The organism is Paeniglutamicibacter sp. GQ140, assembly GCF_059759235.1.
On record NZ_JCAXDW010000015.1, the window covers coordinates 13927 to 36353 of the forward strand.

At 66.9% G+C, this 22427-nt stretch carries 22 protein-coding genes; 15 read left to right on the forward strand and 7 right to left on the reverse strand.

Features of this window, described 5'->3' with window-relative positions:
- Positions 1-65 precede the first annotated feature (65 nt).
- Positions 66-1217: an MFS transporter gene (locus tag AC6CHY_RS17440; RefSeq protein WP_254455761.1), complete on the forward strand. Its 1152-nt coding sequence runs from the start codon at positions 66-68 to the stop codon at positions 1215-1217.
- A gap of 378 nt (positions 1218-1595) precedes the next feature.
- Positions 1596-2951, forward strand: a complete 1356-nt coding sequence (locus AC6CHY_RS17445) for an MATE family efflux transporter (RefSeq protein WP_498227550.1) — start codon at positions 1596-1598, stop codon at positions 2949-2951.
- Positions 2952-2964: 13 nt separating this feature from the next.
- Here AC6CHY_RS17445 and AC6CHY_RS17450 read toward each other — a convergent pair whose 3' ends face one another.
- Positions 2965-3624 (reverse strand): GntR family transcriptional regulator, encoded by a 660-nt coding sequence (locus tag AC6CHY_RS17450; protein WP_498227551.1) that lies wholly within the window; start codon positions 3622-3624, stop codon positions 2965-2967.
- Between the two features lie 147 nt (positions 3625-3771).
- Here AC6CHY_RS17450 and AC6CHY_RS17455 point away from each other — a divergent pair, with 147 nt between their 5' ends.
- The 4 genes from AC6CHY_RS17455 to AC6CHY_RS17470 all read left to right on the forward strand — a co-directional run bounded on the left by AC6CHY_RS17455 (position 3772) and on the right by AC6CHY_RS17470 (position 7339).
- Positions 3772-5106 (forward strand): MFS transporter, encoded by a 1335-nt coding sequence (locus AC6CHY_RS17455; RefSeq protein WP_498227552.1) that lies wholly within the window; start codon positions 3772-3774, stop codon positions 5104-5106.
- A 61-nt stretch (positions 5107-5167) separates the two neighbouring features.
- Positions 5168-6388 carry an alpha-hydroxy acid oxidase gene (locus AC6CHY_RS17460; RefSeq protein WP_498227553.1) on the forward strand — a complete coding sequence of 407 codons (1221 nt, stop codon included), beginning with the start codon at positions 5168-5170 and terminating at the stop codon, positions 6386-6388.
- 34 nt (positions 6389-6422) lie between these two features.
- The gene (locus AC6CHY_RS17465; RefSeq protein WP_498227554.1) at positions 6423-6995 is read left to right on the forward strand and encodes a DUF308 domain-containing protein; all 573 of its coding nucleotides are present in this window, start codon (positions 6423-6425) and stop codon (positions 6993-6995) included.
- Between the two features lie 38 nt (positions 6996-7033).
- Positions 7034-7339: a hypothetical protein gene (locus AC6CHY_RS17470; RefSeq protein WP_498227555.1), complete on the forward strand. Its 306-nt coding sequence runs from the start codon at positions 7034-7036 to the stop codon at positions 7337-7339.
- 233 nt (positions 7340-7572) lie between these two features.
- Here the strand turns inward: AC6CHY_RS17470 and AC6CHY_RS17475 are convergent, their stop codons facing one another.
- Entirely contained in the window at positions 7573-7902 is a 330-nt protein-coding gene (locus tag AC6CHY_RS17475; protein ID WP_217387009.1) for a hypothetical protein, read from the reverse strand.
- Positions 7903-7958: 56 nt separating this feature from the next.
- Positions 7959-8513, reverse strand: a complete 555-nt coding sequence (locus AC6CHY_RS17480) for a CGNR zinc finger domain-containing protein (protein ID WP_498227556.1) — start codon at positions 8511-8513, stop codon at positions 7959-7961.
- A gap of 147 nt (positions 8514-8660) precedes the next feature.
- Between AC6CHY_RS17480 and AC6CHY_RS17485 the strand changes: the two genes are divergently transcribed.
- Positions 8661-9635 carry an EamA family transporter gene (locus AC6CHY_RS17485; RefSeq protein ID WP_498227557.1) on the forward strand — a complete coding sequence of 325 codons (975 nt, stop codon included), beginning with the start codon at positions 8661-8663 and terminating at the stop codon, positions 9633-9635.
- A 100-nt stretch (positions 9636-9735) separates the two neighbouring features.
- On the opposite strand, the gene AC6CHY_RS17490 is transcribed toward AC6CHY_RS17485, so the two are convergent.
- The 3 genes from AC6CHY_RS17490 to AC6CHY_RS17500 all read right to left on the reverse strand — a co-directional run bounded on the left by AC6CHY_RS17490 (position 9736) and on the right by AC6CHY_RS17500 (position 12810).
- On the reverse strand, positions 9736-12039 hold the full coding sequence (locus AC6CHY_RS17490; RefSeq protein WP_498227558.1) for a heavy metal translocating P-type ATPase: 2304 nt from the start codon (positions 12037-12039) through the stop codon (positions 9736-9738).
- A 62-nt stretch (positions 12040-12101) separates the two neighbouring features.
- Positions 12102-12425 (reverse strand): heavy-metal-associated domain-containing protein, encoded by a 324-nt coding sequence (locus tag AC6CHY_RS17495; RefSeq protein ID WP_498227559.1) that lies wholly within the window; start codon positions 12423-12425, stop codon positions 12102-12104.
- A gap of 55 nt (positions 12426-12480) precedes the next feature.
- A complete protein-coding gene (locus tag AC6CHY_RS17500) occupies positions 12481-12810 on the reverse strand; it encodes a metal-sensitive transcriptional regulator (protein WP_217387014.1) in 330 nt (109 codons plus the stop codon).
- A gap of 83 nt (positions 12811-12893) precedes the next feature.
- Between AC6CHY_RS17500 and AC6CHY_RS17505 the strand changes: the two genes are divergently transcribed.
- Together AC6CHY_RS17505 and AC6CHY_RS17510 are read left to right on the forward strand one after the other, a co-directional pair.
- Positions 12894-14162 carry a carboxylate--amine ligase gene (locus tag AC6CHY_RS17505; protein ID WP_498227560.1) on the forward strand — a complete coding sequence of 423 codons (1269 nt, stop codon included), beginning with the start codon at positions 12894-12896 and terminating at the stop codon, positions 14160-14162.
- A gap of 66 nt (positions 14163-14228) precedes the next feature.
- Positions 14229-14396 carry a hypothetical protein gene (locus AC6CHY_RS17510; protein WP_498227561.1) on the forward strand — a complete coding sequence of 56 codons (168 nt, stop codon included), beginning with the start codon at positions 14229-14231 and terminating at the stop codon, positions 14394-14396.
- 71 nt (positions 14397-14467) lie between these two features.
- Here the strand turns inward: AC6CHY_RS17510 and AC6CHY_RS17515 are convergent, their stop codons facing one another.
- A complete protein-coding gene (locus AC6CHY_RS17515) occupies positions 14468-14884 on the reverse strand; it encodes a VOC family protein (RefSeq protein ID WP_498227562.1) in 417 nt (138 codons plus the stop codon).
- A gap of 260 nt (positions 14885-15144) precedes the next feature.
- On the opposite strand from AC6CHY_RS17515, the gene AC6CHY_RS17520 reads away from it, so the two are divergent.
- The 6 genes from AC6CHY_RS17520 to ectB all read left to right on the forward strand — a co-directional run bounded on the left by AC6CHY_RS17520 (position 15145) and on the right by ectB (position 22381).
- Positions 15145-16464: a GAF domain-containing protein gene (locus tag AC6CHY_RS17520; protein WP_498227563.1), complete on the forward strand. Its 1320-nt coding sequence runs from the start codon at positions 15145-15147 to the stop codon at positions 16462-16464.
- Between the two features lie 105 nt (positions 16465-16569).
- On the forward strand, positions 16570-18093 hold the full coding sequence (exaC, locus tag AC6CHY_RS17525; protein WP_217387019.1) for an acetaldehyde dehydrogenase ExaC: 1524 nt from the start codon (positions 16570-16572) through the stop codon (positions 18091-18093).
- 175 nt (positions 18094-18268) lie between these two features.
- Positions 18269-19297: an alcohol dehydrogenase AdhP gene (gene adhP / locus AC6CHY_RS17530; RefSeq protein ID WP_217387020.1), complete on the forward strand. Its 1029-nt coding sequence runs from the start codon at positions 18269-18271 to the stop codon at positions 19295-19297.
- A gap of 148 nt (positions 19298-19445) precedes the next feature.
- Positions 19446-19859, forward strand: coding sequence for a DUF779 domain-containing protein (locus AC6CHY_RS17535; RefSeq protein ID WP_217387021.1), 414 nt, complete (start codon positions 19446-19448; stop codon positions 19857-19859).
- Positions 19860-20423: 564 nt separating this feature from the next.
- Entirely contained in the window at positions 20424-20969 is a 546-nt protein-coding gene (gene ectA, locus AC6CHY_RS17540; protein WP_254455710.1) for a diaminobutyrate acetyltransferase, read from the forward strand.
- Positions 20970-21112: 143 nt separating this feature from the next.
- Positions 21113-22381 carry a diaminobutyrate--2-oxoglutarate transaminase gene (gene ectB / locus AC6CHY_RS17545; protein ID WP_217387023.1) on the forward strand — a complete coding sequence of 423 codons (1269 nt, stop codon included), beginning with the start codon at positions 21113-21115 and terminating at the stop codon, positions 22379-22381.
- The last annotated feature ends 46 nt before the right edge of the window (positions 22382-22427 follow it).

Sequence of the window (22427 nt, forward strand, 5' to 3'; positions counted from 1 at the left end):
GTAGCGTTCCCGAAGATTCCGCGTCCTGGCGCGGCCACGCCCATGGCAGCGCCGGCTACCGCAAGATGATCCTGGCGCTGTTCGCCGCCGGGGTCGCAACCTTCTCGCAGCTGTACTCGGTGCAAGGCGTGCTGCCGGAACTGGCCCGCGACCTGTCGGTGACCGAGGCCGATGCGGCGCTGGCGGTCTCCGCGGCGACGTTGGGCCTGGCCTGCTCGGTGCTCTTCTGGTCGCTGCTCGCGGACCGCCTGGGACGGCTGCGCGCCATGACCTTCGCGGTGCTGGCCGCCGTGGCGCTGGGGCTGGCGGTCCCGTTTTCCCCGGGCTTCGAGTGGCTGCTGGCCCTGCGCTTCATCGAGGGGCTGGCCCTGGGCGGGATCCCCGCGGTCGCGCTGGCGTACCTGTCCGAGGAGGTCTCGCCGCTGCATTCGGCGGTTGCCGCCGGGACGTACATTTCCGGGACCACCCTGGGCGGGCTTGCCGGGCGGCTGGTCGCCGGGCCGCTGAGCGAATTCGTCTCCTGGCGCCTGGGCACCCTGGTGGTCTCGGTGATGGCCGCCGTCGCCGCCGGCGTGTTCATCGCGGTGGCGCCCAAGCCGCGCGGATTCACCCCGGTGCCCTGGCGCAGCCCGAACCGCATCCCCCTGTGGAAAAAGCTGTGGATGAACCTGCGCAAGGGCCCGCTGCTGGTGCTCTATGCGCAGGGTTTCCTGCTCATGGGCGGCTTCGTGGCCGTCTACAACTACCTGGGATTCCGGCTTGAGGCCCCGCCCTTCCTGATCCCCGCCTCGCTGGCCTCGCTGGTGTTCGTCGCGTACCTGTCGGGAACTTGGTCATCGCGCCGATCCGGGGCGCTGGTGGCGCGCTTCGGGCGGCTGCCGGTGCTGCTGGGCTCCATCGGGCTGATGGCCGCCGGGCTCGCGGTGACGCTGGCCGATTTCCTGCCGACCATCGTCGCGGGGCTGCTGGTGTTCACCGCCGGGTTCTTTGCAGCCCACTCGGTGGCCAGCGGCTGGATCCCGATGCTGGGCGTGGGGGGACGGGCGCAGGCCGCCAGCCTCTACAACCTGGCCTACTATTCCGGGTCCTCGCTCTTCGGCTGGGCCATCGGCCTGGCGTTCAATGCTGCCAACTGGCCGGGGTTGGTGGTCTCGGTGGTGTCCCTGCTGGTGCTGGCGGCGCTGCTTGCACTGGCCGGGTTGCGCCGAAGCCCCTAGGCTTGCGGGGAAAACTGGCCCGAGGACGGGTTTTCCCCGGCGCGTCCGTGCAAATCGTGATGGCCCCGGCGTCGCCACCCGTTATGCTGAAGAAGTTCTCTCTATACCCATATTGAGAAGTAACAACGAAGAGATTGGAAGTGGACCACATGCGTGGAAGCAACCTTGTATGGACAATCGTAGGCGTTCTCGTCGCCGTTGCCTTGGTAATCTGGATCGCTTCTGCGATCTAGGGCATCGTCTCTGAGTAGTTAACAGCAAGTCCCGTCCAGCAATGGACGGGACTTGCTGCATGTGGGCCGAAGCGCCCGGGCGGTGCCCGCCGTTGGCGCGATTCCCCCGAATTTCGGACAACACCCTGCCCGGTAGGCTGGTGGGGTGAAAGAAGCAGGCAGGAAACAGGTCGTCACCCCCGATGCCTCCCGCGGGCTGGGTCGAACCATCCTGGCGCTGGCGGTTCCCGCGCTGGGCGCTCTCATCGCGGAGCCGCTCTTCCTGCTGGCCGACATGGCCATCGTCGGGCACCTCGGCATCAACGAACTTGCCGGTGCGGGGCTGGGGACCACGGTCCTGCAGACCGCGGTGGGACTCATGGTCTTCCTGGCATACTCCACCACCCCCGCCGTCGCCCGGGCCATCGGCGCCGGCGACCTCGGGCGGGCCATGGCCGCCGGGCGCGACGGGATCTGGCTTGCCGTCGGCCTGGGTCTGGTCCTGGGCCTGGCCGGGTTCTTCGGTGCACCCATGCTGGCGGCCGCCATGGGAGCCGAGGGCGAGGTGCTCCGGTTCGCGGTGGACTACATCCAATATTCCACCTTCGGCATCCCCGCGATGCTGCTGGTGCTCGCCGCGACCGGGGTGCTGCGCGGCATGCAGGACACCAAGACCCCGCTCTACGTGGCGGGGATCGGCTTTGCCGCCAATATCGTGCTCAACCTCATCCTGGTCTACCCGCTGGGCATGTCCGTTGCGGGTGCCGCGCTGGGCACCTCGATCGCGCAGTGGGGGATGGCCACGGTGTATCTGTGGATGCTTATCCCGCGGATCCGCAAGGCCGGACAGTCGCTGGCGCCGCACCCGCGCGGGGTGCTGGGCACCGGGCAAGTCGGATCCTGGCTGATGCTGCGCACGCTGTCGCTGCGCCTGGCCTTGCTTGCCACGGTCTGGGTGGCCACCGGACAGGGTGCGCTCACGCTCGCCGCCCACCAGCTGGTCTTCACCATCTTCACTTTCATGGCCTTCGCGCTGGATGCGCTGGCCATTGCCGCGCAGGCACTGATCGGCAAGGAGCTGGGGGCCGGCAATGCGGCGCGGGCCAACCTGCTGACCAGGACCATGTGCCGCTGGGGCCTGTACTTCGGCGTGGCAACCGGCGTGCTGCTGGCGGCCATCGCCCCCTTTGTCGGGGCGCTGTTCACCACGGACGACTCGGTGCGGCAGGCGACCATGGTCGGGGTCTGGATCCTCGCCGCGTCCCAGCCGGTCTGCGGGCTCGTGTTCGTGCTGGACGGGGTGCTCATCGGTGCCGGGGACGCGCGCTACCTGGCGGTCGCCGGCGTCCTCACGCTGCTGGTCTACCTGCCGCTGCTCTTCATCGTCACGCTCTTCGAGCACGCCGGCGTCTCGGCCGTCGCCTGGATCTGGGTGGCTTTCGGGCTGGGCTTCATGCTTGCCCGCGCCGCGACGCTCACGTGGCGGGTGCGCAACGACAAGTGGATGCGCCTGGGAGCCTGAGCCCCGGGGAAACTCAGGCCCAAAGGCTTCCCGGGTCGGTGAACTGCTGGGCCATGGCGGTGCGGATGGAACGCAGGTGCACGCGCATGGCCTCCTCCGCCGCCCGCGCATCCGCCGCGGCGATCGCGGCGTAGATGACCTCGTGCTCGGCAAGCTCGGTGGGGGCGCCCATGTAGTGCTGGAGCCCCGGAAGCACATGGTGGGCGCGGGCGGTCTCGTCGAAGCAGCGCCGCAGGGAATCGGCCAGGCGTGAATTGCGCGAGGCGTCCGCGATCGCCTGGTGGAAGTCCTGCGCCGCATTCATGGCCCCCAGCGGGTCGGCGGCGGAGAGCGTTGCCTGCGTGTCGAGCAGCTGGCGCAGTCGGACGGTGAGTTCCTGCGGCAGGAATCCGGCGGCGGCGGCCGCCGCGTGCGGTTCCAGGAGCATGCGCAGGTCAAGGGTTTCCTTCACGTCGTGCAGGCCCATTGTGCGCACCAGATAACCCTTCTTTGGCAGCACGGTGAGCAGGCCCTGGGAGGTCAGCAGGCGCAGCGCCTCGCGGACCGGGGTCTTGGAGACGGAGTACTCCTCGGCCAGGCGCGGCTCGACCACGATGCTGCCCGGGGCGATCTGTCCCGAGAGGATGGCCGCGCGCAATTGCACGACCAGGCGATCGGTGAGCGATGGACTCATCGGTGAAACTCCCTCGGGTCGGCGGGCATCGGTGCCCGCGTCACATTGGGCCGGGTGCGTCCGTGGCCCTTGTGAAAGATACTACCTGCCTGTTAGAAATATCTTTCAGGGATTTTTCAATGAGTTCTAAACGGATGGGTGTCAACGATGACCACTAACCCCGGGCTTCGCGCCGAGGAACAGCGTGCCGATGACCAGCGTCTCACCCCGGCCGGGCGCCGGGCGGTCTTCGCCGCGGTGCTCGGCACGGTCATCGAGTGGTACGACTATGCGCTTTACGGCGCGGCGGCAGGGCTGGTCATCGCCCCGCTCTTCTTCTCCGACGCGGTGTCCTCGGCCGCCGCCATGATGGCTTTTGCCACCTTCGCGGTGGGGTTCGTCGCCCGCCCGCTGGGCGGGGTCATCGTCGGGCACATCGGCGACAAGTACGGCAGGCGCCCCGCCATGATGCTGACCATCATCCTGATGGGCGTGGCCACCGTCGGCGTTGGGCTCTTGCCCACCAGCGCCGCAATCGGGGCCGCCGCCCCGCTGCTGCTGGTCATCCTGCGGCTGCTGCAGGGCTTCGGCGCGGGGGCCGAGCTGGCCGGGGCAATGACCCTCGTGGCCGAGTTCGCCCCGCCGAAGCGCCGCGGCTTCTACACCTCGCTGGTGCTTTCCACACCGCCGGCCGGCATCGCGCTGGCGACCTTCGCCTTCTTCGCCGTTTCCTCGCTGGGCACCGAGGCATTGCTGGGCTGGGCGTGGCGCATCCCGTTCCTCGTGTCCGCGGTGCTCTTCCTGTTGGCCCTGTACATCCGCAACCGCCTCGAGGAAACCCCGGAATACTCGCGGGCCATTGAGAAGGCGGCGGCCGAACGCACCAAGGCGCGCCTGCCGCTGCGCGACGTGCTGGCCCGCGACTGGCGCCAGGTGCTCATCGGGTTCTTCTCGATCACCGGCCACAATGCCATGAACTACATCCTGGCCGTCTATGCGCTCAGCCTCATGACCTCCCCGTTGGTGGGCCTGGCCAAGTCCGACGCCCTGTTGGCGGTCACCCTCGGCTCCCTGGTCTCCGTCGCGCTGACCCCGGTGGGCGGCCGGCTCTCGGACAGGTTCGGCGCCGCAAAGGTGCTGCTTTTCGGTTCCGTCATGGGCGCGGCGCTGGCCTACCCGATCTTCGGGCTGCTCAGCGCCGGAAGCTTCGCCCTGGCCTTCACCGCGATCGCGCTTGGCTACGGGCTGGTCATCCCGGCCACCAGCGGCGCCCAGGGCGCATTCCTCACCAACCTCTTCCCGCCGCAGCGCCGGCTCAGCGGAATCGGCGTGGCCCGCGAGACCAACGGTGCTGTCGTCGCCGGGCTCAGCCCGCTCATTGCCGCCGCCCTGGTCAACGCCGCGGACGGCAGCACGCACCTGGCCGCCGGCTACCTGCTGGCCTGCTGCCTGCTCTCGGCGATCGCCGTCCTGCTTTCCCTGAGGGTTCCCGCCAACCACTGAGCTGCCCCCTCGCACGCAGCATCAACCCACGCACGATCCACAGAAAGCCGGAAAACCCCAGATGAAGCGCCGCCTGCCCCAGATATCCGAACTTCGCTCGCTGATGAAGTTCGAGCCCATCACCCTGGACCGGCGGGCGGCCCGCCTGGCCAAGGCCGCAGACGTGTGGGACCTGCGCGCCATCGCCAAGCGGCGCACCCCGACCCCGGCCTTCGACTACGTCGATGGCGCGGCCCAGCGCGAACTGACCCACACCCGCACCCGGAAGGTCCTCGATTCGATCGAGCTGATCCCGCGCATCCTGCACGGCACCGCGAGTGCCGATCTGTCCACCACCATCGCCGGGGGACCTTCCGCGCTGCCCTTCGGCATCGCCCCGACCGGGTTCACCCGCTTCATGCACGCCGAGGGCGAGACCGGCGCGGTGCGCGCCGCCGGTGCAGCAGGCATCCCGTTCTCCCTGTCCACCATGGGCACCCGGTCGTTGGAGGAGGTCGCGCAGGCGGCGCCGGAATCGCGCCGCTGGTTCCAGCTCTACCTGTGGAAGGACCGCGAGAAGTCGCGCCAGCTGCTCGAGCGCGCCGCGGCCGCGGGCTATGACACCCTGCTGGTCACCGTCGACACCCCGGTGGCCGGCCAGCGGCTGCGCGATGCCCGCAACGGCATGGTCATCCCGCCCCGGCTGAACCTCAAGACGGTGCTGGACGCCTCGTACCGCCCCGAGTGGTGGTTCAACTTCCTGACCACGGATTCGCTGAAGTTCGCCTCGCTGTCCGACAGCGCCACCGACCTGCCCACGCTGATCAACTCGATGTTCGACCCGACGCTCTCCTTTGCCGACCTGGAGTGGATCCGCTCCATCTGGGACGGAAAACTCTTCGTCAAGGGCGTGCTCACCGCCGAGGACGCCCGCAAGTCCGTCGACGCCGGGGCCGACGGCCTGGTCGTCTCCAACCACGGCGGGCGGCAGCTGGACCGCGCCCCGATATCCTTCGAGGCGCTCACCGAGGTGCGCGCCGAGGTCGGTGCGGGGACCGAGATCATCCTGGACTCGGGCATCATGTCGGGTGCCGACATCGTCGCCTCGCTCTGCGCCGGCGCGGACTTCGTGCTCATTGGCCGCGCCTACCTCTACGGGTTGATGGCAGGCGGCGAGCAGGGTGTTGCGCGTGTCATCGAGCTGCTGGCCAAGGAAATCGAGGTCAACATGCAGCTCATGGGAGCCGCAACGATCGCCGACCTGGGCCCGGAGCTGATCCGCCGGCGGCCCGGGCGCGAATAAGGCCCGGCGGCCCATCGCCGGTAGACTCGTAGTCGTGCCTGCAGTAAAAATCCCCGCAACCATTGCCGCCGAAGTAGCCACCCCAGTGATGGGGCGCGCCGCGACCGCCGCCGGTTTTGCGCTCTTGTCCATCTTCTGGCCCGCGGCCACCAACCAGGTGCTGGCCTATGCCCTGGCAGCCTTCATGGTGATTAGCGCAAAGTTCCTTTGGGACTACGCCAGCGTCCCGAGCGCCCCGAAGTCCGTGCGCGGGCTTTACGCGGCCGCAGCGGTGGCCATGATCCTCGCGGGCCTGGTCATGGCGTTCCGCCCGGAAACCCTCGTTGTCGCGATCGCCGCGGCGACGGCCTGGATCGTCGCCGGGGCGCTGGAAATCGTGGTCTTCATTCGGCACCGCGCCGAGTTTGTCCCGTTCAAGGACCAGCTGGTCACCGGCTTCGTGTCCCTGGGCGCGGGCGCTTCCCTGCTGATGGGACTGCACCTGGACGCCCACGGGCTGCTGGGCCTGGCCGGCGGCGGTGCCATCATACTGGCGGTGTTCGAATTGATTTCGGCCTTCGGCCTGCGCCATGCCGCGAAGGAACCCGAGCCCGGGCTTTGGAGCTAGAATAGATCTTGAATCAAAAACCTGTAGGAGGGCCTTTCGTGGGCAACACCCCAGCCGAGCAGAAGAAGTCTTGGCAGCAGAGCATCAAGGCACCCCTGTCCTTCTCCCTGGTCATGGCCATCATCGCCGGCGTAATCGCCACCATTTCGTCAACCGGTGGGTCGGACAACCCCTTGCGAATCGACATCGGGCTTGTGGCCTTTGGCGTCGCCTTCGTCGCGTGCCTCCTGGTCATTTCCGTGATGACCATGGCAAGCAAGGACAATCCGGAGGAGATGGGGACCGGAGCCGGCGTCAACCGCTCGTCGGAAACCCCTGACGCGAAGCCCGAGACGAAGAACTAGATAAACCACGCTTTTAGCAGATGCCGCCCGGGATTCCCGGGCGGCATCTGCAGTTAAGGGGGGGAGGAGCCGGCGCCACCACGGGCAGATTCGGCTTCGTTGGCCTGGTGGCCTGGTCGGAGCAATTCGGACCCCGTCCGATCGTTTCGTTCGGCCGCGGTTCATCGCCTACACAGGAACCGGCGGGAGCCAACGTGGTTGGCATTCGCCGCAAGCGCAGTCGTTCGGTTCCGTTAGAGGGCAGGTTCGGCGCCGTCGCGTCCGCCCCAGCGGTCCAGGAATTCGTCGTGTCCCAACTCCTCCAGATCCGAGCGCACCATCGCCACCAGGGATTCGGCTTCCTCGATGCTGCCGGCATTGATGCGCAGTACTTCGGCATCGTTGTCGATCCGGTGGACCACGACGGCGGCACCGACGGCATCGGATCCGTCCCCGCCGAAGAATGCATCGACCAGTCCCGCGGCCCAGCGGGCGGCGGCACGTACCGGGCCGTCGTTCGACTTTTCCAGGTCGACTTCGTACTCGTCAGCGGCGTGTGGTTGCGGTACTTCTTCGCTGTTCACGGTGCTCCTCCGATCCACGGGCCGAAAGCACTTTCAGCCATGGCACCAGTGTATGTTCAGACTCCGTGTTTTTGCTCGGATTTTCGTTGTCGGTATGCACGCACATGTTCCCGGTTGGCGCAGTTTCCGGTGTCGCAATAGCGCTTGGAACGGTTTCGGGAAAGATCCAGCAACACGGCCTGGCAGTCCTCGGCAGCGCAAACCCGCAGGCGCGACAATTCGCCCGACCGCAGCACATCCACCAGTGCCATCGCGGCCTCCACCGCCATGCGCTCGCTCAACGGAGCCTCGGGGGTGGTGGCGTGGATGTGGTAGTCCCATCCATCGTGCTTGACGAGCTGGGGCATGGCGCGGGCACTGCGCAGGATGTTGTTGACCTGGTCCACCGACTCCGACTCGGAAGCCAGCCACAGGCCGCGCATCTGGGTCCGCAACTGCCGCACCGAGCGCAGCTCCGCCTCGTTGTGCGTCCGCGACCCGGTGAACCCCTGTTGCTCGAGGAACTCGTCGAGATCGGCACCCGTGAGCAGCTCGTCGGCATCACCGCTTGTCGAATTGATGAGCGCCACGATCGTGCCCAGGGCAACCTCTGTGTCAGGGGCAAAGATCATTATGACTCCTGTGGTGCCTGATGGATTGACGGAAGAACCGGTGTGGATCTAATGTCATGATCATACATAGTTTTACTCCTGACAGTCGAGGCGGCTTACCAGCCCATTCAACCGTCGGACCAACTTCGCCCCAGGGAGCGTATCGCCGTGCCAAGAGAAGAAATCCCCACCCAGTTGGCGCGGCCGACATCCCTGGCAACCCCCGTGGCTGCAACCCGCCCGCGCCTGGGTGGAGTGGGCATTGCCCTGTTTTCCTCTGCGGTCTTTGGTCTTTCCGGTTCCTTCGCCAAATCCCTGCTGGAGGCCGGCTGGAGTCCCGCCGCGGCCGTGACGTTGCGCATGGCCGGTGCCGCATTGGTGCTGCTGGTTCCCACGCTGCTGCTCATGCGCGGCAAGTGGGCGCTGGCTGCCAGCAACTGGAAGTCAATCCTGCTCTTTGGGCTCTTCGGCGTCGGCGCCTGCCAATTCTGCTATTTCCTGGCCGTCGAGCGGCTCGACGTGGGCGTGGCCCTGCTGCTGGAATACCTGGCCCCGGTGCTGATAGTGCTCTTCCTCTGGGCCCGACACCGCAAGACGCCCAAGCCCATGACGATCGGCGGCGCACTGCTGGCATTGGCCGGGTTGGTTGCCGTGCTGGATTTGGCGGGGGAGACCCGGGTGGATCCCATCGGTGTGCTCTGGGGGTTGGGAGCGGCCGTCGGCTTGACTGTCTACTTCTTCGTCAGCGCCCGCGCCGACGGCGCACTGCCCCCGATTGTGCTGGCGACCGGCGGGCTGCTCGTCGGGTCCGCGGCCATGGGGTTGCTGGGACTGGTCGGCGTGCTGGACATGAAGGTGGCGTTCGTCCCGGTGAAACTGGCGAACTGGGAAACCCAGTGGTGGGTGGCGCTCGGCGGGTTGGTTCTCTTCTCCACCGTCATTGCCTATGTCACCGGAATCATGGCCGCCAGGGCGCTGGGCTCGAAGCTCGCCTCCTTCATCTCGCTCACCGAGGTGCTTTTCGCGGTGTTGTGGGCCTGGCTGTTGCTGGGGGAATTGCCTGCCGGGGTCCAGTTGCTGGGAGGGCTGTTGATCGTCGGCGGCGTGCTGCTGGTGCGGGCCGACGAATTGCGCAGCCGGTAGCCGGCCTGCACCGGCAAAAACGCCGGGCCGGTTCGCCGTTGCAGTGCTTCCCACGGGAAGGCCTGCAGCGGCACACCGGCCCTTGGCGGCGGCGGCTTTTCTACTTGCGCCCGAAGCTGCGCAGCCGCAGCGAGTTGGCCACGACCAGCACGGAGCTGGCGGCCATGGCGGCCCCGGCGATCATCGGGTTCAGGAACCCGAGTGCCGCGATGGGGATGCCGGCGGTGTTGTAGGCAAAGGCCCAGAACAGGTTCATCTTGATGGTGCCCAGCGTCTTGCGGGAGAGCTCGATGGACTGGGCCACCTGGGCGAGGTCGTTGCCCATGATGGTCAGGTCGGCCGCCTCGATGGCGACATCGGTTCCCGAGCCCATGGCGATCCCCAGGTCCGCCTGGGCCAGTGCCGGGGCGTCGTTGACGCCGTCTCCGACCATGGCAACCACCCGGCCCTCGTCCTGCAGCCGGCGCACGGCCTGGGCCTTGCCCTCGGGGAAGACGTCGGCGAAGACGTCGTCCTCGGCGATGCCGACGCGGGCGGCAACCTGCGCCGCGACCGCTGCATTGTCTCCGGTCAGCAGCACCGGTCGCAGGCCCAGTTCCCTGAGTCGGGCAATCGCGCCTGCCGAGGATTCCTTGATGGTGTCCGAAAGGTTGACCAGTCCCGCGAAGGTGCCGTCAACACCGACCATGATGGACGTGGAGCCGGTTTCCTGGGCCTCGCGCAGCATCGCCTGGTGGGTGTCGTCGAGGTCGATGCCGTTCTCGCGCATCCAGCTCATCCGGCCCACCACCACTGTCTGCCGTCCGACGCGGGCCTTGACGCCGCCGCCGGGAGCGGAGGAGAAGGCCTCGGATTCGGGCAGCGGGGCCTCGGCGCGTGCCGCCGCGACGATGGCATGGGCGATCGGGTGCTCGGAACCCGATTCCGCGGCGCCGGCCAGCGCCAACAGCGTGGCCGCGTCGAGGCCGTTCGCCGGGGCGGTGGAGGTGACGGCGAGGTTGCCCTCGGTGATGGTGCCGGTCTTGTCCAGCAGCACGGTGTCGATCTTGCGGGTGTCCTCGAGCACCTGGGGTCCGCGGATCAGGATGCCCAGCTGGGCGCCGCGTCCGGAACCGACCAGCAGGCCGATGGGCGTGGCCAGGCCGAGGGCGCAGGGGCAGGCGATGACCAGCACCGCGACGGAGGCGGCGAACGCCGCGTTCATATCCCCGGTGATCACCAGCCACAGCACGAAGGTGAGCACGGCGATTCCCAGCACGATCGGGACGAAGACAGCGGAGATTCTGTCCGCAAGCCGGGCGATGGGCGCCTTGCCGGTCTGCGCCTGGGACACCAGGCGTCCCATCTGGGCCAGCGTGGTGTCCTTGCCGACCCGCGTGGCACGCACCAGCAGGCGGCCGGAGGTGTTGATGGTGGCGCCGATGACGGTGTCCCCGGGGCCGACCTCGACGGGTACCGACTCGCCGGTGACCAGTGCGGTGTTCACGGCGGAGTGGCCGCTGGCGACGAAGCCGTCGGTGGCGACCTTCTCCCCGGGGCGGACCACGAACTCGTCGCCGGGGACCAGTTCGGCGGCGGGGATCTTCACCTCGAGGCCGTCGCGCAACACCACGGCTTCCTTCGCGCCCAGATCCAGCAGGGTCTTCAGCGCATCCCCGGCCTTCGACTTGGCGCGCGCCTCCAGGTAGCGGCCCAGCAACAGGAACGTCGCCACGACACCCGCGGTCTCGAAGTACAGGGCATGTTCGCTCATCGCCATCCCGACGTGGGCGGTCAGCATCGGGTCGACGGCCAGCTGCCACACCGAGAAGAAGTATGCGGCGAGCACGCCGAGCGAAACCAGCGTGTCCATCGTGGAGGCGAGGTGCCGGGCGTTGATGGCGGCGGCGCGGTGGAACGGCCACGCGGACCAGAAGACCACGGGCGTGGCCAGGGCCAGGGCCACCCAACCCCAATGCGGGAATTGGGCGGCGGGAATCATGGAAATGATGAACAGCGGAACCGTGAAGATCGCGGCACCGATCAGGCGCTTCTTCAGGTCGTGCCCGGCGGGCTCGTGTGCGTGGTTGATGCCGAGCCGGCGGCTGTCCCCGGAGGCGGGAGAATGCTCCGGCTCGGTGTCCGCGACAGCGGCTCCCGGGGACGAAGCCGCGGCGGCGTACTGGTCGACCTTGAGGCTGGCCTGGTACCCGGCGGACTCGACCGTCGCGATGATCTGCTCGTCACTGACCGAGTCCGGGACCGTGACCCGCGCCGATTCGAGCGGCAGGTTCACCAGGGCCTCGACGCCGTCGAGTTTGCCGAGTTTGCGTTCAACCCGCCCCACGCACGATGCGCAGGTCATGCCCTGGATATCCAGTTCAATGATGCGTTGGTTGGCGGGGAAGGTGGTTTCGTTACTCATCTTTTCCGTTCCTGGGGATTGCAGGTGCCCGGGGTGGCCGGCGCCGGCAATCGGTGGTGGGCTTAGGCGTCGACCGAGACGAGGGTGTAGCCGGCCTCCTCGACAGCCTGGGTCAGCACCGCGTCGTCAACCGGTGCGCTGGTGGTGAGGTTGGCGGTCGAGGTGCCGCCCGCGGAGAGGAAGACCTCGACGTTGGTGACGCCGTCGACTTCCCGCAGCTCCTCGGTGACGGAGGCGACGCAGTGGCCGCAGGTCATGCCGTCGATCTTCAGGGTGATGTTGTTCTGTGTCATGGTGTCCTCCGGTCGGGTGGTGATGGCGAGTCCTTCGTTCGAGTTGCAGCCGCAGCTGCCACCGCAGCAACCGCCGTTTGATGAGTTGCTCATGGGTCCTCCTGGGGAAGTGGTTTGGTCTGGGAAATCCGTGGTGATGCGGGGTTTCTTAGCGCAGCAGGCGGCCGATGGCCGTGGTGACCTCGGCTACCTTGTCATCCACGTAGGACTGGTCCCCGGTTTCGATGCTCTGGGCCGCGGCGTTCACGACGCAATGCGAAACGTGCTCTTCCACCAGGCCGAGGCTGACCTTGTGCAGGGCCGCGTTGATGGCGGAGATCTGCGTGAGGATGTCGATGCAGTACTTGTCCTCGTTGACCATGCGACTGACGCCGCGGACCTGGCCCTCGATGCGGCTGAGCCGCTTCAGCAGCGATTCCTTGTTGGCGGTGTATCCGTGGCCGACGTGCTCGTCGATGGGCAGGGCGATGTTTTCCATAGCCTCAATAATACCCCCAGCGGGTATCCTGTCAAGTACCCTACTGGGGTATCCGATTTGTGGGCGGTTGATAGTTTTGGAACATGCAGATCAACGATAACCAGCCCTTCGTCCCTGTCATTTTGGGCGGTGACATCGGCGCGTACTCGTTGGCGCGCGAGTTCCACGAGCAGTACGACGTGCATTCGGTTGTCGTCCCGTCGGTCATGACCGGCATTACCGAACACTCCCGGATCCTGGTGCCGCGCCCCTTTGCCCGGCAGGACGATGCGTCGGCATTTGCCGCCTTCGTCTCCGGGCTGGGACGCGAATTGGCCGGATCCAACGGCACCAAGCGGCCGCTGTTGCTCCTGGGCGCAGCGGACCAGCACATCCGCTTCATCGCCACCCACGCCGCCGAGTTGTCCGAGTGGTTCACCATCCCGTACGTGGGCAACGCCGAATTGGACCGGGCCACGGAGAAGGATGCCTTCTATGAGTTGTGCCGCGACCTTGGCGTGAGCTATCCCGCCACCGTGGTCCACGACTGCGCCGCCGGTGGGGCGGATCCCGCGGCGCTTGAGGCGGAGCTCGCCGCCGAGGGCGTGCCGTTCCCCGCCATCGTGAAGCCCTCCGACGGGGTGGCCTGGGGCGCGTTGGAGTTTGCGGGCAAGAAGAAGGTCCACACCGTCGCCTCGCTGGCGCAGCTGACCGAACTCATCGGCAGCGCCACCAAGGCGGGGTACACCGGCACGCTTGTCGTCCAGGACCTGATCCCGGGCGATGACAGCGGCATGCACCTGGCCACGTTCTTCAGCGACCGGGCCGGCAAGGTCCGCTTTGTCTCCTGCGGCCGGGTCATCGTCGAGGAGCACGCGCCCGGCGCCCTGGGAAACTCCGCCGCCATCGTCGCTCAGCCCAACGACACGGCCGTCGCCGAGGGCACCCGCCTGCTCGAGGAGCTCGGCTGGACGGGCTTCTCCATGTTCGACATGAAACTGGACCCGCGCGACGGGACCTACAAGTTCTTCGAGCTCAATCCCCGCCTGGGCCGCAACCACTTCTACATCACCGCCGCCGGAGACAACGTCACGCGCTTCTACGTCGAGGAATACCTGCGCGGCGGCCTGACCGGGGCGGGGGAACTGCAGGTGGCCAACAATCGCCACCTCTACAACATCCTGCCGCTGCGGCTGCTGCGCCGCTACCTGCCCGGCGACATGAAGGCCGGGGTCGAGGAGCTGATTTCGGCCAAGCGATACAGCCACCCGCTGTACTACAAGAAGGAAACCAATCCCCGGCGCTGGCTCTACATCCTGGTGAGCACCGTGAACCACTACCGCAAGTTCAAGCGCCACCACCCGGCATCCTAGAGTTCCGCTCCCCACCCGGCGTAGAGTGATTGAACTTTAGTTCCGTGTGGATCAAGGGAGAAAACCATGGGTGACTACAAGCTGTATACGGACGCCGAGCGCGCCACGTTCCTGGCGCCTTCCTGCGAACGATGCGGGCAGCACCGCCATGTTGTGTGGGAAGACAGGGGCGAGGGCGAGGCCCATTGGTCACCGCGCGACGCGGGTTGTTCCAACGAGGCCTGCACCGCCTGAGCGCGTGGGAATTCCGGGTCAATAGAGACGGGCAGGTCGCCGATCCACGGATCGGCGACCTGCCCGTTCCCCTAGGCCTCGGGGGCGGCCGACATGTCCATCCAGCCGACTTCCCATTCGTGTCCGTCCGGATCCAGGAACGCTACCGAGTACATCCCCGGGAATTCCTCGGCGGCCTCGCGGTAGATGGTGCCGCCATGGGCGAGCGCGCGGCTCGCATACTCATCGACTTCTTCGCGGCTCTCGCCGCTGATGGCATTGAGCACCTCGCGCGGGCCGGCGCCGTAGGTGGGCTTGTCCCCGTTGCGCAGGAACGACGAATAGAACTCCTCGGACAGCACCATGACCCAGATGGTCTCGGTGATCATCCAGGCGGTGGCCACGTCGTTGGAAAAGTCGGTGTTCTTTTCGAATCCGAGCCCGGCATAAAACGCATCCGAGGCAGCGAGATCCCTGGTGGGAAGATTGAGGAATATCATGCGGGCCATGGGGCCGCTCCTTAATGTGGGGGAGGGACGTCGGGCGAAACGGGATGGCTCCCGCACCCCATGATGCTCGGGTGAAGCGATCGGTGCAAGGGTTTGCCTTGGTGCCAGGTGCCGCGCATGCGTCGGTCGCGGCCGAGCGGCGCCGGGGTTCATTTGAAGGGGATTCTCCCCTAAGCTTGGGGACAAATCGTGAAGGGGATCACGTTGCGTGGCGGTGCAATGTTGCGTGCCTCTGCCCCTTGCCCCGCGGAAGGTTAAAAATGTCCCTGATTTCCCCCGCCTCCAAGGCACTGCAGCGCAGTGCGCTGGCGGCCCACGAGACGTTGGGTACGGGGGCGCATGGACACGGGGTCTGGCAATTGCGCGACGTGGTGCGCGCCTCCTGGCTGCGTTCCCTGGAATACAGGGGAGCGGCCGCATCCATTGCCCACACCGTGCTCGGCGACGAGGCCCTGCGCGAATTGCGGACCGCTTCCCCGCTGCGCCTCGTGCTTCCGGTCTTTGACCGCCTGCTCCTCGAGCCCACCCGCGACGCCCGCTTGATCCTGGCCATCGGCGATCCGCATGGACGCCTGCTCTGGGTCAAGGGGGACAGCCAGGTGTTGCGGGACGCCGAATCGATGGCCTTCGTGCCCGGCGCCGATTGGTCCGAACGCGCGGTGGGAACCTCGGCACCGGGGACCGCCCTGGTCACCGGAGGGGGCGTCCAGGTTTCCGGGGCCGAGCACTTCGATCCCATTGCGCACCGCTGGAGCTGCACGGCTGTCCCCATCCATGCCCCCGATACCGGGGAAGTGATCGGGGTCGTGGACATCACCGGGGGCCCGGACGCCGTCGCGGCACATTCGCTGGCGCTCCTGCAGGCGGCCGTTGCTGCGGCGGAATCCGAGCTGCGCTGGCACCGGCAACAGGTCGAACCGGTGCGCCGAAGCCTTGTGGCGCCTGCCGCGTCGGCACCGCGCACGGCGCCGGCGGAAGTTTCAATGCTGCGGTTGACCTCCGGCACGGGTGCGGAACTGCGCCGCGGCGCCGGGCGCCTTGAACTCAGCAGCCGGCATGCCGAATTGCTGGTGTTGCTTTCCTGGCATCCCCGCGGGCTCAGTGGCGAGGAACTGGTCGAACTGCTGCACCTGAATCCGGATGCGGCCGACATGGGTACGCTGCGGGCCGAAATGGTCCGACTGCGCAAGGTGCTGGCGGAATTCGACCCGTCGCTGGTCCCGCTCTCGCGTCCCTACCGACTGGCCGGTCCGCCGGCGAGCGATGCCCGCGAGGTGTTGCGTGCCATCGAGAACGGCGACCTCGATGCCGCGCTGGCCCATTACGCGGGACCTGTCCTGCCGCGCTCGCAGGCCCCGGGGATCGAGGCGATCCGCGACGAGGTCTTCGCCGCATTGCGACAGGGCCTGCTGCAGGACGGCACCGCGGCACAGCTGCTTCGCTTCCTGGAGCTGCCCGAGGTGCATGACGACGAGGAGGTCCTCAGCACCACCTTGCAGGTCCTGCCCGCCCGCTCGCCCCGCCGGGCGATGGTGGTCGCCGCGCTCGAGCGCCTCGAAAGGCTCGAATCCGCCGGATGACGGGCGGCGCATCGGGGCCGTGACGGAATGCAACGTTGCCGCAACGTTGGTGTGAGTAGGCTCACATCCAGAACAGCGCCACACCACCGATTGCAAGGAGTCGTCATGACGGTCTACGCCAACCCCAACACCGAAGGTTCCCTGGTCAAGTTCAAGTCCCGCTACGAGCACTACATCGGGGGCCAGTGGGTCGCCCCGGTCAAGGGCGAGTACTTCGAGAACATCACCCCGGTCACCGGCAAGGGCTTCTGCGAGGTCGGCCGCGGCACCGCCGAGGACATCGAGGCCGCCCTTGACGCGGCCGAGGCCGCCGCAGGCCCCTGGGGCAAGACCAGCCCGGCGGCACGCGCGGTGATCCTGAACAAGATCGCGGACCGCATGGAGGAAAACCTGGAGATGCTCGCGGTCGCCGAGACCTGGGACAACGGCAAGGCCGTCCGCGAGACCATCAACGCCGACATGCCGCTGGCCATCGACCACTTCCGCTACTTCGCCGGCGCCATCCGCGCCCAGGAAGGTAGCCTTTCGCAGCTCGACGAGCACACCACCGCCTACCACTTCCACGAGCCGCTCGGCGTGGTCGGGCAGATCATCCCCTGGAACTTCCCGATCTTGATGGCCGTGTGGAAGCTCGCCCCGGCGCTGGCCGCGGGCAACGCCATTGTCCTGAAGCCCGCCGAGCAGACCCCGGTCTCGATCCTGGTGCTGATGGAGCTGATCGGCGACCTGCTCCCGGCCGGCGTGCTGAACGTTGTCAACGGCTTCGGCGTGGAGGCCGGCAAGCCGCTGGCCTCCAACAAGCGCATCCGCAAGATCGCGTTCACCGGCGAGACCACCACGGGCCGGCTGATCATGCAGTACGCCTCCGAGAACCTCATCCCGGTCACCCTGGAGCTGGGCGGCAAGTCCCCGAACATCTTCTTCGAGGACGTCGCGGCCAAGGACGACGCGTTCTACGACAAGGCCAAGGAAGGCTTCACCATGTTCGCGCTGAACCAGGGCGAGGTCTGCACCTGCCCCTCGCGCGCCCTGGTCCAGGAATCCATCTACGACACGTTCATGCCCGAGGTCATCAAGCGCACCGAGGCCATCAAGCAGGGCAACCCGCTGGACACCGAGACCATGATGGGCGCCCAGGCGTCCAACGACCAGCTGGAAAAGATCCTCTCCTACCTGGACATCGGCAAGGCCGAGGGCGCCAAGGTGCTCACCGGCGGCGGCCGCGCCGAACTCGAGGGCGACCTGGCCGGCGGTTACTACGTGCAGCCGACCATCTTCGAGGGCCACAACAAGATGCGCGTCTTCCAGGAAGAGATCTTCGGCCCCGTCGTCTCGGTCGCCAAGTTCTCCGGCTACGAGGACGCCATCGAGATCGCCAACGACACCCTCTACGGGCTGGGCTCGGGGGTGTGGAGCCGCAACGGCAACACCGCATACCGCGCAGGCCGCGACATCCAGGCCGGCCGCGTCTGGGTCAACCAGTACCACGCCTACCCGGCGCACTCGGCGTTCGGCGGCTACAAGTCCTCGGGCATCGGGCGCGAAAACCACAAGATGATGCTGGACCACTACCAGCAGACCAAGAACCTGCTGGTCTCCTACTCCGAGAACAAGCTCGGTTTCTTCTAAACCGCCCTGGGGTCGGCGGCCGGAAAGCCGCCGACCCCTCCAATGCGCACCACCCCCGCACGTGAGCACCACCCGCTTTCCGCCCTGCTTCCGTGGTGCGTGATCAGGGGCCAGTCACCTTCCGGTGCACGAACCCCCTGTCCCCGCGCCATCAACCAATGACAAGGAAATACTGATGAGCACCATGCGCGCAGCCATAGTCGAGAACTTCGGCGACGAACTCACCGTTGGAACCACCGAGATCCCCGAGCCAGGCCCTGGCCAGGCGCTGGTCAAGGTCATCGCTTCCGGCGTTTGCCACACCGACCTCCACGCCGCCGAGGGCGACTGGCCCATCAAGCCGATCCTCCCGCTGGTCCCCGGACACGAGGGCGTCGGCAACGTCGTGAAGATCGGCGAAGGCGTCACCGAGGTCAAGGTCGGCGACCTGGTCGGCAACGCCTGGCTCGCCAGCGCCTGCGGCAGCTGCGAGTACTGCGGCACCGGCTGGGAAACCCTCTGCGAGTCGCAGCAGAACGGCGGATACTCTCTCAACGGTTCCTTCGGCGAATACATGCTGGTGGATGCGAAGTTCGCCGCACACATCCCCGAGGGTTCGGACCCGTACGAGATCGCCCCGGTGCTCTGCGCCGGCGTGACCGTCTACAAGGGCCTGAAGCAGACGGAAGTGAAGCCCGGCCAGTGGGTCGTCATCTCCGGCATCGGCGGGCTCGGGCACATCGCAGTGCAGTACGCGGTCGCCATGGGCATGCGGGTCGCCGCGGTAGACGTCGCCGAGGAAAAACTGGCCCTGGCCCGCAGCCACGGCGCCGAGGTCACCGTCAACGCGTTCGCGCAAGACCCGGCCGAGGCCATCCAGGCGGCCACCGGCGGCGCCCACGGGGTGCTCGTCACCGCGGTGCACCCGGCGGCATTCGGCCAAGCCATCGGCATGACCCGGCGCGGCGGAACCATCGTGTTCAATGGCCTGCCGCCGGGGGACTTCCCGGCACCGATCTTCGACATCGTGCTCAAGGGCCTGACCATCCGCGGATCAATCGTCGGCACCCGGCAGGACATGGACGAGGCGCTGGAGTTCTACGCCCGCGGCAAGATCAAGCCCACCTTCCACACCCGCCCGCTTGAGGACGTCAACGCGGTCTTCGACGAAATGAAGCACGCCAAGATCGATGGCCGCGTGGTCATCGACTACGTCAACAAGTAGCGGACGCCCAGCCCCCTGCCCCGTGGAACCAGGGCAGGGCCAGTGCAGGAACCGTTCCACACCTCCCGCCCGGCACCGATCCCCCAAGACGGTGCCGGGCGGTGGTGTCTGCCATTGGAAACACCCACAAGCACAAGGGAGCACGACCATGGAAAACGTCATCGAGTCGGCGCCGGCGATTGCCGGCGAGGAATTTTCGCGGGTGGCGCTCGGGCAGGAGGCCGCTGACCTGTTGCGCAAGCTCTGGAACCGGCACGGGCCGCTGATGTTCCACCAGTCCGGCGGCTGCTGCGATGGGTCCTCGCCCATGTGCTTCCCGGCCGGGGAGTTCAAGACCGGCGATTCGGACATCCTGCTGGGCACGTTCGCGCTGCCGGACGGCGAGGACGGTGCGTTGGGCTCCCTGGACTTCTGGATGAGCCGGGAGCAGTTCGAGTACTGGAAGCACACCAAGCTGACCATTGATGTGGTTCCCGGACGAGGCTCGGGGTTCTCCGTGGAAGCGCCCGAGGGCAAGAGGTTCCTGATCCGCAGCGAGATCATCGAGTTTCCTGAACGCTAAAGGCGGCTCCCACCCGCAGGAAAGCACCGCAGCGTACCGTCAGGCACGTATCCCGGAAGCTAGGCCGCGGTTTACGTGCAAGCCTTAGGGGGGTAAGCGGCGCCCGGTTTGGCCAACTCCATTGGCAGGCGAAAGCGGGGTCGGGATTGACGGCCAGGGTTCCCTGGATCCCGGTGGCCACGGGGAACGGGTCTCTGCATACCCGGTGTGGCGTCATACCCGGTGTGGCGTCGATTTCGGGTCTCCGGCGATCGCCCGCAACAGAGGTCGATGCTCCGATGAGCGGATTCATTCGGCGACGTTGCAGCTTTCCCGCATGCCAGTCCGCTCCTTCAATGTCGACCACTCTGCCCCCGGATCGCGCCCGGGGCCGTGGGACCCTTCGTAATATAACAAAATGATAACGGTATTTCGGGCCTTTTTCGGGTCCCGCTCGACCCCCGCGCTTCCTTAGTCGCCCATGGGATGCCTCCGAATGGGCCGGCAGCCCCGGCGTTGGCCGATTCTTGTCAAATCCCCGGACTCGGGGTTGAGTTCTGCTGACATATGGCTACGTTGGAATGGATGGTTGAAGAACTCGAAAACACATTGTCCGAGGCAACATTCCGCCAACCAGCAGTATCCGACGGCCGCGCCCTGTGGCAGATGGCCCACGACAGCCAAGTACTGGACGTGAACACTTCGTACGCGTACCTGCTCTGGGCCCGCGACTTCGCCGAGACGTCGCTCATCGCCGAAATCGACGGTGCCCCGGCCGGCTTCGTCACCGGCTACCTGCGCCCCGAGGACCCGGGAACACTCATGGTGTGGCAGGTCGCCGTGGGTGCCGACTTCCAGCAGCGCGGCCTGGCTGCGGCCATGCTCGACGAATTGGCAACACGCAGCGGCGCGGAACTGCTCGAGACCACGGTCACCGATGACAACGCGCCTTCCAACCGGCTGTTCACCCGTTTCGCCGAACGGCACGGTGCCGAACTGACCCGGACGGCGTTGTTTACCCCCGAGCTCTACCCGGACGACCACGACACCGAGTACCTGTACAGGATCGGCCCGCTGGGGCATGGCACCAATTCACCGGTGCCTGAACTGGCTGCCGCCGGAAGCCGCTAGCGGCACCATTTCCTGACCACGCCGTATCCATTGCGGCCAGCGGGCGGCCCGACCTGCCCGCACCACCATCAGTATCTTCGCACCGAGGCCAGCTCCTTCGAGGACCGGCCGCAGCTTTGTCATACCTATTGAAGGGAAAGACCATGAGCAATATTTTTGAAACCCTGGAATCCGAAGTCCGCAGCTACTGCCGCAGCTGGCCCGTCGTGTTCACGCACGCCAAAGGCGCCACGCAGACTTCCGAGGACGGGACCGAGTACCTGGACTTCTTCTCCGGCGCCGGCGCCCTGAACTACGGGCACAACAACCCCGCGCTGACCAAGCCGTTGCTGGACTACCTTTCCAGCGGCGCGGTCGTCCACTCGATGGACATGATGACCCCGGCCAAGCGAGAGTTCCTTGTGACGTTCCAGGAACTGATCCTCAAGCCGCGCCACCTTGACTACAAGGTCATGTTCCCGGGCCCGACCGGCACCAACACGGTGGAGGCCGCCCTGAAGCTGGCCCGCAAGGTCACCGGGCGCCAGCACATCCTCTCCTTCACCAACGCGTTCCACGGCATGACCCTGGGCTCGCTGTCGGTCACCGGCAACTCGCTCAAGCGCAAGGGCGCCGGCATCCCGCTGACCAACAGCTCCAAGATCCCCTACGATGACTACTTCGACGGCACCACCGCCGACTTCATGTGGCTCGAGCGGGTCCTGGAGGATTCGGGCTCCGGCGTGGACAAGCCGGCCGCCGTGATCGTCGAAACCGTGCAGGGCGAAGGCGGCCTGCGTGCCGCCCGCATCGAATGGCTGCGCAGCCTCGCGGCGCTGCTCAAGCGCCACGACATCCTGCTGATCGTCGACGATGTCCAGGCCGGATGCGGCCGCACCGGCACCTTCTTCAGCTTCGAGGAAGCCGGGATCGAGCCGGACATCGTATGCGTCTCCAAGTCGATCTCCGGCTACGGGCTGCCGATGGCGTTGACGCTGTTCCGTCCGGAACTGGATGTCTGGGAGCCGGGCGAGCACAACGGAACCTTCCGCGGCCACAACCCGGCCTTCGTCACCGCCACCGCCGCGCTGCGCACCTACTGGGCCGACGACAAGTTCCAGCAGCAGCTGGCGGGCACCATCGAGACGCTGCACCGCGGACTCGAGGAAATCGCTGGCACCGTCGAGGGCGCGGGCCTCCGCGGCCGCGGCCTGCTCGTGGGCATCATCTTCCCGGATCTGGAGACGGCTTCCAAGGTCGCCGCCGAGGCCTTTGCGAACGGACTGCTGGTCGAGACCTCCGGTCCCGATGACGAGGTCGTCAAGCTCATGCCGCCGCTGACCGTCACCGACGAGGAACTGGGCCGCGGCCTGGCGATCCTCGCCGCGGCAGTGCGCACCGTCGCCGGCACCCCGGCGCTGGCCTCCGCCTAATCACCCCCCCCGACTTCCATGGCCGGCAACGGCCGCCGAGTACACT

Bases quoted from the DNA above. Each gene is read 5' to 3' on its own strand.
- adhP (WP_217387020.1), top strand. From the start codon at position 18,269: ATGAGCACCATGCGCGCAGCCATAGTCGAGAACTTCGGCGACGAACTC.
- AC6CHY_RS17450 (WP_498227551.1), bottom strand. From the start codon at position 3,624: ATGAGTCCATCGCTCACCGATCGCCTGGTCGTGCAATTGCGCGCGGCC.
- AC6CHY_RS17440 (WP_254455761.1), top strand. From the start codon at position 66: ATGATCCTGGCGCTGTTCGCCGCCGGGGTCGCAACCTTCTCGCAGCTG.
- AC6CHY_RS17455 (WP_498227552.1), top strand. From the start codon at position 3,772: ATGACCACTAACCCCGGGCTTCGCGCCGAGGAACAGCGTGCCGATGAC.
- AC6CHY_RS17505 (WP_498227560.1), top strand. From the start codon at position 12,894: ATGCAGATCAACGATAACCAGCCCTTCGTCCCTGTCATTTTGGGCGGT.
- ectA (WP_254455710.1), top strand. From the start codon at position 20,424: ATGGTTGAAGAACTCGAAAACACATTGTCCGAGGCAACATTCCGCCAA.
- exaC (WP_217387019.1), top strand. From the start codon at position 16,570: ATGACGGTCTACGCCAACCCCAACACCGAAGGTTCCCTGGTCAAGTTC.
- AC6CHY_RS17490 (WP_498227558.1), bottom strand. From the start codon at position 12,039: ATGAGTAACGAAACCACCTTCCCCGCCAACCAACGCATCATTGAACTG.
- AC6CHY_RS17495 (WP_498227559.1), bottom strand. From the start codon at position 12,425: ATGAGCAACTCATCAAACGGCGGTTGCTGCGGTGGCAGCTGCGGCTGC.
- AC6CHY_RS17535 (WP_217387021.1), top strand. From the start codon at position 19,446: ATGGAAAACGTCATCGAGTCGGCGCCGGCGATTGCCGGCGAGGAATTT.
- AC6CHY_RS17510 (WP_498227561.1), top strand. From the start codon at position 14,229: ATGGGTGACTACAAGCTGTATACGGACGCCGAGCGCGCCACGTTCCTG.
- AC6CHY_RS17460 (WP_498227553.1), top strand. From the start codon at position 5,168: ATGAAGCGCCGCCTGCCCCAGATATCCGAACTTCGCTCGCTGATGAAG.
- AC6CHY_RS17520 (WP_498227563.1), top strand. From the start codon at position 15,145: ATGTCCCTGATTTCCCCCGCCTCCAAGGCACTGCAGCGCAGTGCGCTG.
- AC6CHY_RS17480 (WP_498227556.1), bottom strand. From the start codon at position 8,513: ATGATCTTTGCCCCTGACACAGAGGTTGCCCTGGGCACGATCGTGGCG.
- AC6CHY_RS17500 (WP_217387014.1), bottom strand. From the start codon at position 12,810: ATGGAAAACATCGCCCTGCCCATCGACGAGCACGTCGGCCACGGATAC.
- AC6CHY_RS17515 (WP_498227562.1), bottom strand. From the start codon at position 14,884: ATGGCCCGCATGATATTCCTCAATCTTCCCACCAGGGATCTCGCTGCC.
- ectB (WP_217387023.1), top strand. From the start codon at position 21,113: ATGAGCAATATTTTTGAAACCCTGGAATCCGAAGTCCGCAGCTACTGC.